Genomic DNA, 16994 nt, shown 5'->3' on the forward strand with positions numbered 1-16994 from the left:
ATGAATGGCATGGCTCGATTGAGAAAACCAGTCCCGACAATCTCACCTTCGCATCCCGGTTCAGATGACAAATTACCCTCAGCATCCATTATTTCTGTTATGCCATATTGGGGAAAGACATGGTAGCTTGTCGATTTCTCGCATTCACCGGCAAGCACCGCCTTCTCCGTCATGCCATACCAGGAATAGAATCTGGTCCTGAATACTCTCTCGAGCATTTGTCTCAGCTCATCGGTAAATCCCTCGGAGCTGCAGAGCAGCGCAGTCAATTCCGGCAGATCGGTGATCTGATTCTGCTCGATGTATCTGGATAAGATCATCAGCGCCGACGGGTAACCTCGCAGAAATTTCGGTTTTTGCTTCTTTATCACTTTCACATATCGAGCAAGATTCTCATCAGTCATATCAAACGGGGACAAGAGTATTTCGTTGTAGACCGGATTCTGCCTGACAGTCGATTCTCTATCGTTCTTAAATTCAACACCCCGAAATGATACCCGTTTGTCACCGGGTCGATATCCCGCCCGCATCCATTGCGCAACCATATACGCCCACTCAATTTCAGCCACATCATTGTTCAGGAACATCTTCAGTGGATGGCCAGAACTTCCACCGGTGTAGGCGACGTAATGCTTGCCTCTCATGCTCTCAGGCAATACAAAGCTGTCGAGATCACGCTGAATTTCGCTCTTTGTGACCGGCTCAATCTCCCGGAGGATGTCAAAAGGAGGCCTCGAGAGGAGACTGTCGTAGCGTTTGTAATGTGGTACGTATCGGATCGCCAAATTCAGAAGTCTCGCCAGTTCTCGTTCCTGATAAGCCCTGTATTGATCGTGTCCCCACTTATCGGAAGCCACCAGAAACCGAAGGGTCCGTCTGTATGCCGCACCCATGCGAAATCCGAATGGTATCAGCCGAACAGATTCCTTCACAGGGCGGGGAGCCTTGAGATAAAGATTCTTGAATTTGATAATCATCGGTCCGCTGTCACTCCGACAATCGTGAAGCCGGTCAAATATTATCGGTCAATTTCTATATGCCCCTGCCAGCCGAAATGCGGCCTGAAATTCATCACGGCAGCTCGATCGATCTCACTGATGTTACCTTGCCAGCTACTGACATTGCTCGCTATATCTATCGTATCGAGAGTTTCCCCGGTTATCTTGAGACTGTCGAGCATGAAGCCGCCATTGATGACAGCCAGCTTGCGCGGATCGAGCCCCATTATGGTCGCGGCAACGGCATCCACGCAAACAGGATCGGTTCCGAACGCGAGAACCCCCGCAGCTACAGGATCAACATCTATCGGACCGTCACCTTCGCCTGCTACAATCCCGTCGATTATAGAGATATAGCGCCTTCGCTCAGCGTCTGACCGCCGGAAAGTTCCGTCGGAGTTGCCATATATGAGAATACGGTTCAAGTCGAGACACATCCTCCACGCGGTGTCGTTTCCGTACCAGTTTCCTGACCGGACCACATCAGTGGTCTTTCCCAGAAACCGCTGGCCGATTCTTTTGGCTTGTCTGTAAGCCCAGGGACCGACGCCGGGAGCTGTGAGCGCCGCCTTTCGAAATGTCCTCAGACCAGCCGCTTCGAGACTCCTTCCGATAGTGCCATCCGGAAACTGATCGCCGCCCGATGACGGTGTCCCCTCAGTGTAGTGTGGCAGGAAGTTCTTGTCGCCATTTATACCGACCAGATTTTTGAGGCTGATAGTGACACCGGTTTTCTTGTGAGTCTTGAGTTTCGGCAGGTTGATGAAAACATCACACTTGATCGCTGAGCCCGATATTACATACTCCTGCCTCGATCCGGAATGATGGATGTTGATTTCCGATGTATCGTAATCAGCGCCATAATAATGCCCTTCACCTGCATGACCAAAGAAGAGGCTGTCTTTGCCGAGATCGAACTTCACGTATCCTTCCGGATCGCCCACAAGATCTCTGCGAGACACGATGACATCATCTACCGATTTCCATTCGAACTTACGCAAATCTACGAGATCGAACTCGACGCCCTTCGATTTGTAGAACTGTTCCAATTCGCGAAGATCAAGCAGTTTGCATATTTCGGCGAAGGACGAGTCAGTCTGAGGAGCGTCCGCAATCACAATCTTGCCTATCCCCTCAAGCGCCTTCACCACATAATCGCAGACAGCCCTGATCACTGACCCATGCGTCATCATATAGAGCCAGCCTTCCGGATCCCTCGGATGATTCTCTTTGATCAGATTCGGTTTTATCAGGACAGTTTCGCCCGGACTGATTAACTCTCCCAATGGATTCCAGGAGGGCTGATTCTGATTGACCTTGTCGAGACCTTGCAGCCGGAATAACTCCCGCACCCCCCGGTAGATATAATTCGGCTCTTTCCCGATCTCAGAGAATATCATCTCCGGATAATTCTCTGATGGGTGGAACGGTGCTGCCCCGGGATAGAAGGCATCCTTATTCTGCCAAACAGATACCAACATATACAGCTCTTATAAGATTACTCAACGCATTCGGCAATATCAATTGTGCATCATAAGAGAGTTATCGAATAGATCGGGATATCCGATTTCGAGGCATGTTCGTCAAAACGCCATATCGCTTCCTTGCGGAAGATGATACAACTGAGTATCATGGCGGCGAAGTGTTGAGAGAAGTGAACTCTCCGCCGTCGATTCTGTTGCGGACGGAGACGATCTTACTGCTTAAGCAGAGGTGTTAATGCGGTTTGCACTATTTGGATTCGGAGTAATCGCCATAATCGGAGCGCTGGTAATTCTCCAGCTTCAATTTCTCAACAGGAACTGGTGGAATGTAAAGCTGATCAGGCGCCTGGTCTGGGTTGTGATAGTAATGGCGTTTCTCGGGTGGACCATATTGGGGATCGGTATGTACCTATCTTCCAATATCGCGATAGCCATCGGCGCAATTTGTGGATCACTGATGCTTGTGACTCTGGTCGCGCTGATAATATCTCTCCCATTCTCGGGAATTCTGAACACTATAGCGAATCGTCTGAAAAAGCGTGATCGTGCGTATGATGGAGCGGTCTCGGCCGGGCGACCCGTGAGCCGACGCACTTTCCTGCATAGAACCGCAGCGGTTTTTCCCATGGCCGCGCTCGGAGCCGGCTCAGGCGGGTTTGCAGCTTCGTTTTCAAATGTGAAAGTGTTCGAACTGCCGCTCTACTACAGCGATCTCCCCCCGCAGCTCGATGGCTTCAGAATTCTACATTTGTCGGACCTCCACCTCGGTCGATATTTCCAGTTGACAGATCTCGAGAATGTTCTGACAGATGCAGAGCAGTTCAGACCGGATCTCGTGCTTCTGACCGGCGATATATGTGACGTGCCGAAGCAACTTCCAGAGACTTTGCGAATGATATCCGCGTCGAAACCGCGCGCTGGTTGCGCCGCATCTATTGGCAACCACGAGTACTATCACGGTTTGAAGCTATCTTTGGATGTTCATGCCCACAGCGATGTACCATTATTCATAAACAATGGCTTTACTCTCGATATCGATGGAGCAGGTCTGTACCTGTGTGGTGCGGACGACCCGGCACGGCTTTTCGCGGACATCGACGACTTCCTGGGCGACACGGTCCGTCGGAGCCTCGACGGAGCACCATTTGATGCATTCAAGATCATCATGTCTCACCGTCCTCGCGGATTCGTCATGGCCGCAGATCTTGGAACGGAACTTACTCTCTCAGGTCACACTCACGGCGGCCAGATCGCCTTCCGCGGGAAATCCATGTTCGAGACCACCGATCCGCCAAACTTCTACTGGGGTCACTATAGAAGAGGCGGCTCACAGCTTTACACATCTTCCGGAGTTGGGCACTGGTTTCCGTTCAGACTCGGCTGTCCTGCCGAAGCGCCGGTGATTGTGCTACGGAATTCTGAGCAACTGACATAGATCGATGCAGAGCTGTCTACCGACTTATTCTGCAGATATCGAGTGAATTGATCTGATGATCGCATCCAATGCGATCGGAGGAGTTACGCGTTGAAGAACTTCTGTAGAACGCGTTCGATGTCGTCCATGCGAAATGGCTTGTTTATAAACTCGTCAGCAAGTTCCGCAAGCATGGTGTCCTCTTCTTCTGCAAGATTGTACCCGGATATGACGATAACAGGCAATCCCGGATACTTCTCCTTGATGGTCTGGAGAAGTTGTGAACCAGACATCTCAGGCATTCTGAGATCGGTAATCACCATTGAGAACTCACCCTTGGAAAGCATTTCAAGAGCTTGCACACCCCCAACTGCCTGCTCCGAACTGAAATCAAAAACGTCGAGCATATCGGACAGGAGTGCCGACATGTTCGGGTTGTCATCTACGATCAGCACTTGATTCTTGTTCATCCCGGCTTCCTTGATGCAATACTTTTCCCTTAGAGTTTTCGGCCAGATATGCAATTCTCTTAATCAGGAGATCGAGACCGATTCTTTTGGTCGCCGAGATAAAGAACTTATTCGATTCAGGCACAACAAGTTGACCGAAATCAAGATAGGCCTCGGATGAGGCGTCGATCTTGTTAAAAACTGTGATTCTCGGGATTGTCTGCGCTCCCAGCTCTGTAAGCACCTCATCGACATCAGAAATCCTTCTGACATAATGCGGATGCGCGAAATCGACGACGTGAACCAGAAGATCCGCATATCGAACCTCGTCAAGAGTCGCGCGAAATGACGCAACCAACTGATGCGGCAGTTTCCTGATGAATCCAACCGTATCGGTGAAGATGACTTTCCGCCCATCACCAATATAATAAGCTCTCGATGTTGAGTCGAGTGTGCAGAACAGCATGTTCTCGACCCATACTTTCTCATTTGTGAGCGCGTTAAAGAGAGTTGATTTGCCGGCGTTCGTATATCCGACGAGGCAAACATTGAAGAGATTCCTTCGCCGCCTGCGCTGAACCTCCCTCGCTCTGTCGATCTTCATAAGACGATCCGAAAGAGCCTGAATCCGTTTACGTGTCAATCTACGGTCACTCTCAAGCTGCGTTTCACCCGGCCCCCTTGTGCCGATTCCGCCAACATGTTTCGAGAAATGCGACCACTGCCGAGTAAGTCTGGGGAGCATGTATTCAAGTTGTGCCAGTTCGACCTGCACCTGAGCTTCATTGGTTGTCGCACGTCTTCCAAATATATCCAGGATGAGCGCGCCACGATCGATTACCTTGACGTCGAGTTCCCTCTCGAGATTCCTCACCTGAGCCGGCGAAAGCTGATCATCAAACACAACCAGATTTCCGCCATGCTCGGCTATGCCGTCACCGATCTCGTTGACCTTCCCCTTACCTACAAAAAACGTCGGATCGATCCGGGCTCTATTCTGTGTGACTGTGGAGACAACCTCGGCTCCGGCCGAGATAACCAGTGAGGAGAGCTCGCGCAGCGACTCCTGGAATTCGAAGTCAGACGCAGGCGGAACCTTCACGCCAACCAGAATCGCTTTCTCAACGAGCTGATCTTGCGTAGGGTAGTACAAATACCTCCTCATTCAACAATGTGACCAATACTGAGCACAGATAGGTGCCAGCCCAGCTCCAGCAGCTACCGTAATATACTGAAAATGCCAAAATTCGTTACAACTTTCTGCGTGGCAGGAGGCCGGAAATGTGATCTCATCGATGTCTGTAATTCAGATCAATCTCTTGTAGAACTTCTCGCATTCATCTTTGCGTACCGACCGCATAGGTATGTCGATCACCTCGATATCTATTTTGTTTTCCCCTGAGGTCACTCTGATGATGTCACCAATCCTAACCGGATGAGCAGGCTTTACAGACTTTCCATTAATCTTTACCTTTCCGCCTTCAATCATCAGTTTGGCCATAGTGCGCCGCTTGACAATTCTGACGGTCGAAATGTAGTCGTCGAGACGCATCGATGGCTACCGGATATCGACATAGGTTTCACTTCTGATCTCGGCGAGAAGTGAGGCGACGACAGTCTCGGTCTTCTGTCGCCTGGCAAGATCCTTAAGTCTCTCTCGGTCCTCATCAATGCTCCATGTGCGCGATTTCTGTCTGTCGAGCACCTTCAGCACGTGAATGCCGAACTGCGATTCTGTCGGCGGGGAGATATCGCCGACGTTCAAACCCCCTATTGCTTTAGCGAACTCCGGGGTCAGATCAGAAGTAACAAACCAACCGAGTTCTCCGCCCTGTTTCTTCGTTTCCTCGTCGACAGAGTATTCTTTGACAAGTTCTCCGAAATCCGCCCCGCCTTCGGCAAGCGACCTCAGACTGTCGGCAAATCTTATGATTGCTGCCTTATCGGAATCGGTAGCCTTTGCCATACAGAGGATGTGCTGGCAGCGGACACGGTCTCCCTGTTTGTCGATGCACTTTATGATATGGAAACCGTATTGAGTCCCGACAACGTCCGACACATCTCCAATCGGCAGCGCAAACGCAACATTCTCGAATTCCGGAACAAGATCGCCCTTGCCGAAGTATCCGAGATCCCCGCCATCGGCGGCCGACGGGTCATCGGAGTATTCTTTGGCAAGCTGTTCAAAATCGGCGCCGGCATCGAGCATTCCCTTGATACTGTACGCTTTCACCCGGGCCGAATCTATGGTTGCCTGGCTTGCCGTGACCCTTAACAGAATATGTGCGAGTTTGACTGCCTCAGGTTGGAGTGGGAGGCTGTCCTTGTATCTGCCAAAGAACGTCTGCAATTCAGTTGGAGAGATTGTGACCTTTGCCAATTCACGGGAGATGAGCTTGTCCTTATAAAGCTGATTCCGCATTTCTTCACGGAACTTGGTCTTCAGTTCCCGGTAGGTGAGACCCTCTGTGCGCATCTGATTCTCGAATTCCGACTGAGACGAAAACCTGCTCTTGAGTTCCTGGAGCTTGAGGTCGAGAGCCTCCTCTATTTGATCAGAGGATACCGTGATAGAGGTGTCCTTCAATGCTTTTACCAGGATGAGCTTGTCGTTCACCATCTGTTCGAGCAACTGCTCCTTCAGCTCCGCCGATTCTTCAGGACTAAGCCTCTGCTGCTGCTGCATTGCGTACAATTGCGCCTGGAAATCGACTTCCGACTTCAGAATCACATAGTCTCCAACGACAGCGGAGATCTCATCAATGACCTCGCTCGATGCCGCAATGCCCGACATGATCATTATCGCGGCAGTCACAAGGATCGCAAACCTCACTCCGTTAATTCTCTTCATACTTATCCTTATCGATCGTCTTCCATATCAAATCATAATTGACATCAATAGTGGTCTCGGCTCTCCGCTTCGACAGCCAGCTTTCCAGTGCAGTTTCACTCCGTTCCTTAGCGAGTCTGGTCCGGATCTCCTCGGCCACCTCTTCGATCGTGCTGGTCTTGGGGCTCTCAATTCCCTCGACCTTTATGATGGACCACTTATCGCCGTCCGTCTGAAATGGTCCCTTGACCTCTCCGACTCTCATATTCCCGGCGTTAGCGAAAATTGTCGGGTATTTGTAACCCGGGACAGCGCCGAGATCACCTTTCAGCTCTTTCATCCCAATTCGAACTGTGTGTTGCCCGGCGAGCATGCCGAAGTCCTGCCCCTTGTCGATCAATCTCCGCAGAGAGTCAGCCAGCGCCAAATCGCCGATCTGAATTTCCCGAATGTTGATCTTCTTGGGAATCACGAACTCATCTGCATGCTGGTCGTAATAGTCATATATGTCCTGATCGATGATTTCAGCAACATTTCCAGCGATGACATCGCGCATCCTGTCGGCCATGATATCTTCCTTGAAGGAATTGATCAGAGTCATGTAACTCTCGGTCTTGTCGAGTTCCTCGCGCTGTGCTTCATTCGACAGGAATATTTCGAGATTCAGATTGAAAATAGCATTCTTGATTGCCTCGACATCTTTGAGCTCCGGCCGATCGTTGACGGGCCAACTGCCGATACCCTTGAAATACTCCTCGACAGTCATTTCCCCACCCTTATAGTAGGCAAGTATCTCTGACTTCTGATATTCCTGCAGCAGATCATCATCTACCATGGACTTCCTGAAGTACTTACCACCGATTGTATCGGGATACATCTTATCCACTAGAGTCACAAGCGATTGGTGAGTTGCCTCATCAATCCTGATCTCCACTCTCTGTATGAGACCATCCAGATACTCGGCCATGACTTTCTGACGTTTCCGGTCCTGCAGTCTCCCTCGAAGCATACTCTGAAGCTGATCGAGCGGTCCCGGATCAGATTCGCGTTTGTCTACCATCATAGCAAGGTGCCATCCGGACATCGTCTCAAACGGTCGCGAAATCTGTCCCTTAGACATCTTGAATACCTGATCCTGGAAATCTTCAAGGAATACTCCCCACCTCTGATATCCGAGGTCTCCACCATTCATTGCACTTCCATGGTCAAGGGAGAAATCCCGGGCGACCTGTTCAAAATCAGCCCCGGCGGTGATTGCTCCATATAGCGAGTCTGCGAGATCCTTGCGATCCACGAGAATATGTCGAACACGGACTTCTTCTTTAAGCTTCTCATAAAAATCTTTGATCTCGGCGTCAGTGACTTCCATCTTCGAGAGGATTTTCTGCTTGAAAAGCTCATCCAGCACGAACTTAGGCTTCTGGATCTCCATTATTTCCAGCACTTCTTTGTCAATATCTAGATCATTCTGGTAGGCACCGATCACCAGGAGCCGGACATCGATCAGGGAGTCGACATAATGCTTCTTGGCTTCGAATTCGTCGTCGGCAGATGCAAACCGCTGAGGAAATAGTTTGTCAAAATCATGTACCTGACCGAGAGTTATCTGACTACTTCCCACAGTCGCCACTACATCATCCTGGCCAGATCCGCAGCCGTTCAGGAGAAACAGAATAATAACGAGTGTCGATTTAATTACGCAATTCATTTTGGCTCCTTCAGTCTTACAATTGTCTCAGGCGTTGTTTCCGCATAATCGGTTACAATAGATTATTGAATTTAGCTAAGCGATCAGATTTTGCAAGACGTTTTTCACATGCTGATGCCAAACAGGTTGCTCTCTATCAGAAAAATCTACCAGAATTTCGAATGTGTCCCCGGTCAGAAATTCGAGAGGATCAGATACCTGGGCGGCAAGCGAGGCAATTTTCCCCTTCCCAGGCGCGACATCTCCGGCATAACTGATTCTCAGATGGCCTTTCTTGAATACGACCTTCTTGATTCCCGCACGCGCGGCCAGAATTTTGACTTCAGCCATCCGGATCAGATTGGAGGCTGAAGTCGGAAGCGGTCCGAATCGATCTGCCAGTTCAAGTTCAATTTCATTGAGTATTTCGTAAGTATCTGCTTGGGCCAATCGCTGATATATGTCAACCTTCTGCTGGCTGTCAGGAATATATTCGTTCGGAATGAACAGATCCAGATCGGTGTCTATTCGTATATCAAGCGATGGCTTCGGTTCGTCGCCCCTTATTTCACAAACTGCTTCATCGAGAAGCTTCAGATAGAGATCAAAACCGACTTCCTCTATAAAACCGTGCTGCTGCGACCCGAGAAGGTTTCCAGCTCCGCGAATTTCGAGGTCTCGTAGCGCAAGATGAAATCCTGATCCAAGTTCCGTGTGCTGTTCAATCGCCTTCAGACGTTTCCTTGCGGTTGGCGTCAAGAGACGCGCAGGTGGAATCAGAAGGTAGGCAACGGCTTTCAGCGAAGACCTTCCAACACGCCCCCGAAGCTGATAAAGCTGCGCCAGACCGAAATGATCCGCCCGATTGATTATGATCGTGTTAACTGACGGTATGTCGAGGCCTGATTCGATGATGGACGTCGACAAAAGGACATCATAGTCCTTGCTCAGAAACCGGTACATGACACTTTCAAGCTCTTTTTCGGGCATCTGGCCATGTCCCACACAGATCCTGAGGCCGGGAAGAAGCTTCTCCAGGTATTTCCGTATCGACTCAATTGTCTGCACTCGATTGTGGACAAAGAAAACCTGTCCTCCCCGCTCAACTTCCTGCAGAACCGCTTCTTTGACAGCATCCGGCTGAAATTCCACAATCTCCGTTTTAATCGGAAGTCGGTCCCTGGGCGATGTGTTTATCACCGACATGTCCCGCGCTCCGAGAAGCGACATCTGCATCGTACGTGGTATCGGTGTCGCCGTCATCGTAATGACGTCAACAAGTCGCTTGAGCTTCTTGATTTTCTCTTTGTGCGTCACTCCGAACCGTTGCTCTTCGTCGACCACAAGCAGCCCGAGGTCTCTGAAAGCGATATCCTTGGAAAGGAGCCGGTGAGTTCCGATGATCACATCCACCTTACCGTCCGTCAGATCCTTGATGATATCCTTCTGCTCTTTTCGAGTCTTGAATCGAGAGAGCATTTCCACTCTGACGGGGAAATCCCGAAGCCTGTCCATGAATGTGATCATATGCTGCTGTGCAAGAATCGTTGTAGGGACTAGCACAGCCACTTGCTTGCCCTCGCTGACGCATTTGAATGCCGCTCGTATAGCAACCTCGGTCTTGCCGAAGCCGACATCGCCACACAGCAGTCGATCCATCGGGTGGGGGGCGATCATATCCTTCTTTATATCATCGATAGCCGTCAACTGATCAGGTGTTTCATCGTACGGAAAGGATGCTTCAAGCTGTCTCATCCAGGTATCATCAGGCGAAAATGCGAAACCGGGTTTCGACCTTCGCTCTGCATAGAGCTTGATCAGTTCATCGGCTATGTCTGCAATAGCCTTGCGAGTGCGTGCCTTCACCTTCTCCCAGGCGGTCCCGCCCAGTTTGGTCAGTTGCGGTTTCCCTTCCTTGCCGACATACTTCTGGACTCGATTGAATTCCTCGATGGGTACATACAGGCGGTCGTCTCCCAGATACTGAATCAGGAGGCAGTCGCGCAATCGCTTGTCGACCGTAATCTCCTTGAGACCCTTGTATCGACCTATGCCATAATCAACATGCACCACATAGTCACCGACATTGAGGTTCGTGTATGATGAAAGCGCGATGCCTTCTTTGCTCCGGCGACGTTTGAAGCGATGATACTTGCGCGCAAATATCTGGTGATCGCACAGAAGAACGAAATTCTCTGACGGAAAGGTAAATCCTTCACTGATGTCGGCGACCATCAATGTTGCACGATCCGCCCTGTCTTCGAGGATATCTTCCATACGATCAAGCTGTATTTTATTATCGCATGCAATGAAGACCCTCTTGCCTTCGGAAGCATACTCGGTGAGTCTACCTCGGAGCAGCTTCATCTGAGCGTTGATGACAGGGTGGTCCACTGTGCCGAATGCAATCGGATTAACTGCTCCGCTCGAGAATGAGATTTCGCTGATCGATCGCTTTCGGTTGATTAGCTCGGTAACAGCCTCCGGGTTGAAGAATATTCTATCTGGAGAGGGAAACATCTCACGCGTGAAATCGGCCTCCTCGAATCTAGTTCCGAATTCCTCCCACAGCTTGTCGACTTCATGTGTAATGCTACCCGGTTCTACCAGATAGAGAACAGTATCGTCTGTCAAGTATTCCGAAAGATAGTGGCGCCTGTCGGTGAAGAGGCTACAAGCCCATTCCAGGCCGGGATAGTCGATCCCGAAACGGAATTTCTCCCGGAGAATATCTGCGGCAGACTCGTTTTTGATTGACGAAAGCGCTTCTTCCAGCTTGTGGCCATCCAGGATGATCTCACGTTGAGGAAGGAGCTTCACCGAATCAACTGTAGCAATGGATCTCTGCTTGCTGACGGCGAAGTATCTGATAGATTCGACAAAATCTCCGAAGAATTCGATTCGCACAGGATGCTCGGTGGTGTGAGGGAAAATATCGATAATCCCGCCCCGAACCGCGAAATTGCCCACTTCCTCGACAATCGGATATCTCTCATAGCCGAGCTTCACCAATCGCTTGACTACGTCGTCCATCGCGATTTCCTGATTGATCTCGACCAGCAGCGATGAGGCCTCCAGATCGGTCGGTGAAATGGTCGGCTCCATAAGCGCGCGCACAGAAGTCGTAAGGACGAGGTTCTCCGATTTCTGGAGTTGCGCAAGTGTCTCGAGCCTTGATCCGATGGTCTCGGGCAGCGGAGGCTTCCACTGATACGGTCTTATTCCCCAGTCAGGAAAGTGATATGCAATCCTCTCCCCAAGAATCTCGTTGAGATCGTTACCGACACATTCTGCTTCGCGTTCGGTTCGTGTGATGACAATGTACTTGCCGGGACTCTCCTGAAACCTTCCGGCCAGCAGATATGACCGCGCCGAGCCGGAAAGCTGAGAAACTGCACCACTTCCCTCAGAGAGCCATTGCTCGGCTAAAGCCCTGTAGGGCTGCGACGCCTTGAACAGATTCAGTACCGTTTTTGTCATATTCGATCGAAACAAACGCAAAAACCCCACTGCCCCTGAACTGTGGGGGTGGGTTGTACAACTTGCGGCTGCTGTCTGCACAGCCATTCATTACTGCCGGAATATAGCGGCCGTTTTATTAAAGTCAAGCAGAGCTTCGTTGATTAGGTCAAGTCCGCGATCACAGATCGCAACCACGCAACTCAGGAGATTCCGCAGACTGGACTAAGGGCAGTCGGAACAGGGAGCGGGTCCCCCTGCGAAGATGTAGTTTATGAGATAAACAACATCATCAATATCAATCGCGGCAGAACAGTCGGCATCACCCAGCTCAATGGGATCGGGAGGTGGACCACCGGCGAAAATATACTGAATCAGGAACACGGCATCATCAATATCGACCGCGCTGCTCCCGTCAGCATCACCGCATATGAGGGGGGCATAGTTGCATTCGAACGATGCTATAAACACGGCATCAACGGCTGCTTCAACAAAACTGGCATCACCAACATCGGCAGCCGAGAAAAGTATCCGAGTCTGTGCAGAAGGTGTCACAAAATCCCCGGTCAAAAACTGATGTATGTACCATCCTCCGGACGCCTGATCGCCACCTCCAATCGTTTGTACGAAATGCCAGCTCATTCCGCCGTCATTCGATATGTAGGTCGCGAGAGAATCCGGAGTGCCCCCCCACTGGTCGGTATAAAACCACTGGGCCCATCGGATAAGAGCGCTTCCAGACGACAAGTCAATAAGTGGGGACCGCAGCCATGTTGAGCCATTGTCGACATCCGGGTTGATCACACTGTTATCTGTCAGATAGCAGTAGCCATCGCCATTGAAGTCGCCCAAGGGGGCATTAGAGGTCCCGATGGGAAGAGGCCTGACTCTCTCCCAGAAGCCATCTGTGGCATTTCCACTCACAAACCAGCCCTTGTTCGTCTGAAAGTCATCCTCAAAAAATATGTTGTTTGAAGTTGCCACAATCGGAGCATAAGGATGATCAGGTTCAGGATCATAGAATGTCCCGCTCACGGCTTCTTCGACGCTGAAATAGAAGGTAATGCTATCGCCGCACAACAGATCAGGCAAACTCACTTCGTAGTGATCGGGTGACATCTCGCTAAGCGGCTCACTCTGCAGTGGCGCTCCATTGACAGAATAGTGCATCATCTCACTGCCGGGCACCACCTCACCATAGTTAATTCCTGTCACGTTGACTTCCAACGTTGAGCCACCCGGCGCCACGAAATACGGTCTACCTGCAGGATACGCAAATTCGACAGCAGGCATTGTCTCGTTCAGCATCGCGGTATAGCAGGTCGCAAGTGATGCCTTGACCAGCTTGGTCATATAATCAAAACTGAGATAGCTCGTACTGTCATGCGACGAATGATAGACGGAGGAGAAATTCCATTCGGCAGTATACACGACTGAGTAGCCGTTCAGCACGAACGGATAATGATCTGAGCCTCCACCGGCCATGAAATAAACAGTCGTCAAACCAAGCAGAGAGTCAGCCAAATCACCCCAGAGTTCGGCATATGTCACGTCAAATCCATGTATAGCAGCTACCGAATCTGAGTTCTCATAATGTGCAATCATATCAGAATTGAACATGCAGAGGATGGTGTCGCCGCGCTGGTACGCGTCATCAGCATAGTGATATGAGCCAAAGAGCCCCTGCTCTTCGGCATCAAACCCGATAAAGACGAAAGTGACTTTTGTCTCGATGTTAGCCAGCACTCTGGCGATTTCCATTGTCGATACAGTGCCCGAAGCATTGTCGTCAGCGCCGGGCGATCCCACGGCGGCGTCACGATGTCCGCCGACAATAATATGCCTGCTCGGATACATCGATCCTATCTTGTATGCAATCACGTTCTTACACACCTTCGGCTCGCCATAGATCATCTCGGTAAACGTGTCGATTGCCACCGAGTCGTAACCGAACTCCTGAAACTTTGCGAGTATCCAGTCTGCTGAAGCATAGTTGGAGTCGGTGCCCGAAACTCGTCTGTAGAATGCCTGTAGGCGCTCCGTGAAGGAGATCAGCGAATCGGTGCTTACGAGTCCAATCAGAGAGTCAAGATCCGCACCCATGGTCAATGATCGCGAATCGAAGAATTTCGGCTCGATAAACTCAATTCTCAAATTTCGGGTCAGAATGGGCGCAAGGTCGAGCTGTTCACCACTGCGCGAGAGCTCTCTGAAATTCGCCATGAGGATTCTGAGGCTACCATCCTGATAGACCAGAGGATATTTGCCAACATTGCCTTCGTCTCGTCTCATGTCGAGCGCGAGTTGATCGACAGTAACTGCGGAGGCAACGTATCGATACACAAGGCCGGATGCCTGAATATCTGCGACTGCATCCGCCTCGGCAAGAACGAGGTAGCCATCACCGGTTCTCACTATCGGCTCTACAGCAATAGAAGCGAGCAACTCTGCATCAGAGTGGCTCGCCACTATAACTTTGTACAGATCCGCAGCGCTGCTCATTCCGACAAATACAGATAGCAACACAACCGTCAGAAGCAGTCTACGCAACATCTGCACTCTCCCGAACCGGGTAGGTTCAGCCGCAGGCCATCATGCGTACCAGATCAACGCGATTATTGACAGCCGGAGCAGGGAGCTGCACCGCCTGCGAATATGTAGCCTATAAGATACACTACATCATCTATGTCAATATCAGTCGAGCAATCGACATCGCCTGTTTCGATCGGTTCCGGAGCCGCGCCGCCGGAGAAAATGTATTGCACCAGAAACACGCAGTCGTCGATATCGACCGATCCGCTGCCATTGGCGTCACCACACACAAACTCATCGCACTCATACCGGATTACAGAGACGTCATCGATTGCAGCCTCGACTACAGAGCCGCCCATAGTATCCGGCACATCAAAACGGAGTCGTATCTGTGGAGTCGGGGTAACAAAGTCGCTCACCTGGAAAACACTCTCGTACCACCCACCCGATGCCTGTTCAACAGGGCCTACCGCCTCGACTTCAGCCCAGTTCTGACCATCGTCATTGGAAATGTAGATGTAGAACAGATTCTCGTGGGGGTTGCCACCGAGGTCATTCGAATACCAACGTGCATAATGTACCGTGGCATCACCGGACGAGAGATCGATCACAGGTGATATCAGCGTGGTCGTTCCAAGATCGACATCAGAATTGTCATCCTCGTTGTCTGTGAGATAGCAACTGCCAGAGCCATCGAAATCCACGGCAGGGTCACCCCTGTCACCGCCCCCTACAGGGACTCCGCGATCCCACTGACCATCGGCTGCGTCACCAGAGACGCTCCACCCCTCATCTGTATCGAAATTGTCAGTGAGTGCGATTCGGATAACGCTTGCGGGAAAGACGCTGAAAGTCTCCTCCGGCGCCTCGAATGGATCTGTGAATACGCTTGCAGAAATGTCTTCAGCACTGAAGTAGAATTCGATGTCCGATCCGCAGTCTATCGCCGGCAACATCGCGGTGTAGTAGTTTGGCTCGCTCTGCTCCATGTCCACAGAGACTACCGTCTGACCATCGATTGAGTAATGCACCTGTCCTGAACCGGGGGATGGCGTTCCGTTATAGATGCCGGAGACCACGACATCAACCGGTGTAGGCTGGCCCGGCATAACAGTTTCCGGAAGGCCATTGGGATATGTGAACGACAGTTTCTGCCTGCCGGCATAATCGACATAACTTGCGGCGTAGCCGATGTTCGAACATCCGTACTCAATCCGCATGTAACCGCCATCCTCGCCCCAACCCTGCCCCCAGGAATTGCGCATGTACCAGACGCCGTTGGTCCCCTGGGAATCATCCCATCCGACAAGCGTGACACCATGATTGACCTGACTGCTTGTGCAGGAGTTGAATATGCCGCCATTGTAGGCCTGCATTGCGTAGTTCGCAGTCACCGCCACAGAGATTGGCCCGTGATCCAGAATAGCCTGCTTGATCGAGCTCACACTCGGCACGCTGCTCTGAGAACCAACATACGCCCATGATTCAATCAGGTACTCATGCGGATATGGGCAGCCACATGGCAGATCCGACGCCGCGTACGGGAAGTCAGACTCATAAACCGTGCCCGTACCGCCACAACCATCGGTCTTCCATTGGTGATAGTCGTGAGCCCACCATCCACCGGAGCAGTCCCATCCATCACTATTGCAGCTGACAAGCCACTGCTCTGACAGATCCACTGTCGACCCGTCTTTCAGCTTTATATTGCACTCAAGCGGCCCGACAGTCGCAAATGCCCAGCAACTGCCGCATCCTCCCTGATTCTTTACCGGTGGAAGCGTTGTCGAATCTCTCCAGTCAAACTGAGATGGCAGGACTCTGGTCGGGGTGCATGGGTCAAACGACGCCGATTCAGCCCAATTTTCCGGTTCTACCAACCCGCACAGTTCTTCGAGAGAATACTGCGTCGCAGAATTCTCACCGACTGTGAAGGTCCAACCTTCCTCCTCGGCTTGCTCCTGCAGCGCTTTAGTATCCACCTGAGCAGCCGCGCTCGACCAGAATGATAGAGCGATCAACGCTAGTATCACACTAAAGAAAATCGTGGAGCTGTCTGTTCGCTGAGTGCATTTCATTTTGACATGGTCCTTTCGATATCCGTCGAAGCTTGCCTCGATGATATCAGTTTATTCCGATGA

General features: G+C 51.0%; 11 protein-coding genes. 1 reads left to right on the forward strand and 10 read right to left on the reverse strand.

The annotated features are described in order from the left end of the window. Both KKH67_00810 and KKH67_00815 read right to left on the reverse strand, forming a co-directional pair. On the reverse strand, positions 1-977 hold a 977-nt coding region (locus tag KKH67_00810), incomplete at its 3' end, for an AMP-binding protein (protein ID MBU1317712.1). A 41-nt stretch (positions 978-1018) separates the two neighbouring features. After that, positions 1019-2479 carry a DUF362 domain-containing protein gene (locus KKH67_00815; GenBank protein ID MBU1317713.1) on the reverse strand — a complete coding sequence of 487 codons (1461 nt, stop codon included), beginning with the start codon at positions 2477-2479 and terminating at the stop codon, positions 1019-1021. 238 nt (positions 2480-2717) lie between these two features. Here KKH67_00815 and KKH67_00820 point away from each other — a divergent pair, with 238 nt between their 5' ends. Continuing rightward, positions 2718-3917, forward strand: a complete 1200-nt coding sequence (locus tag KKH67_00820; GenBank protein MBU1317714.1) for a metallophosphoesterase — start codon at positions 2718-2720, stop codon at positions 3915-3917. Between the two features lie 83 nt (positions 3918-4000). On the opposite strand, the gene KKH67_00825 is transcribed toward KKH67_00820, so the two are convergent. The 8 genes from KKH67_00825 to KKH67_00860 all read right to left on the reverse strand — a co-directional run bounded on the left by KKH67_00825 (position 4001) and on the right by KKH67_00860 (position 16931). Beyond that, positions 4001-4366, reverse strand: coding sequence for a response regulator (locus tag KKH67_00825; GenBank protein ID MBU1317715.1), 366 nt, complete (start codon positions 4364-4366; stop codon positions 4001-4003). Continuing rightward, complete coding sequence (gene hflX, locus KKH67_00830) at positions 4335-5510, reverse strand: GTPase HflX (GenBank protein MBU1317716.1); 1176 nt, start codon at positions 5508-5510, stop codon at positions 4335-4337. The genes KKH67_00825 and hflX overlap by 32 nt, the downstream gene beginning before the upstream one ends. 141 nt (positions 5511-5651) lie before the next feature. After that, a complete protein-coding gene (locus KKH67_00835) occupies positions 5652-5897 on the reverse strand; it encodes an RNA-binding S4 domain-containing protein (GenBank protein ID MBU1317717.1) in 246 nt (81 codons plus the stop codon). A 6-nt stretch (positions 5898-5903) separates the two neighbouring features. Beyond that, on the reverse strand, positions 5904-7196 hold the full coding sequence (locus tag KKH67_00840) for a peptidylprolyl isomerase (GenBank protein ID MBU1317718.1): 1293 nt from the start codon (positions 7194-7196) through the stop codon (positions 5904-5906). Then, positions 7183-8883 carry a peptidylprolyl isomerase gene (locus KKH67_00845; protein ID MBU1317719.1) on the reverse strand — a complete coding sequence of 567 codons (1701 nt, stop codon included), beginning with the start codon at positions 8881-8883 and terminating at the stop codon, positions 7183-7185. Before KKH67_00845 ends, KKH67_00840 begins: the two co-directional genes overlap by 14 nt. 75 nt (positions 8884-8958) lie before the next feature. Further along, positions 8959-12342, reverse strand: a complete 3384-nt coding sequence (gene mfd / locus KKH67_00850) for a transcription-repair coupling factor (GenBank protein ID MBU1317720.1) — start codon at positions 12340-12342, stop codon at positions 8959-8961. 204 nt (positions 12343-12546) lie between these two features. Further along, entirely contained in the window at positions 12547-14874 is a 2328-nt protein-coding gene (locus KKH67_00855) for a M28 family peptidase (protein ID MBU1317721.1), read from the reverse strand. 62 nt (positions 14875-14936) lie between these two features. Continuing rightward, the gene (locus KKH67_00860) at positions 14937-16931 is read right to left on the reverse strand and encodes a hypothetical protein (protein ID MBU1317722.1); all 1995 of its coding nucleotides are present in this window, start codon (positions 16929-16931) and stop codon (positions 14937-14939) included. Positions 16932-16994: the final 63 nt, after the last annotated feature.

It is taken from the genome of Candidatus Zixiibacteriota bacterium, assembly GCA_018820315.1.
In the GTDB taxonomy this organism is placed as follows: domain Bacteria; phylum Zixibacteria; class MSB-5A5; order JAABVY01; family JAHJOQ01; genus JAHJOQ01.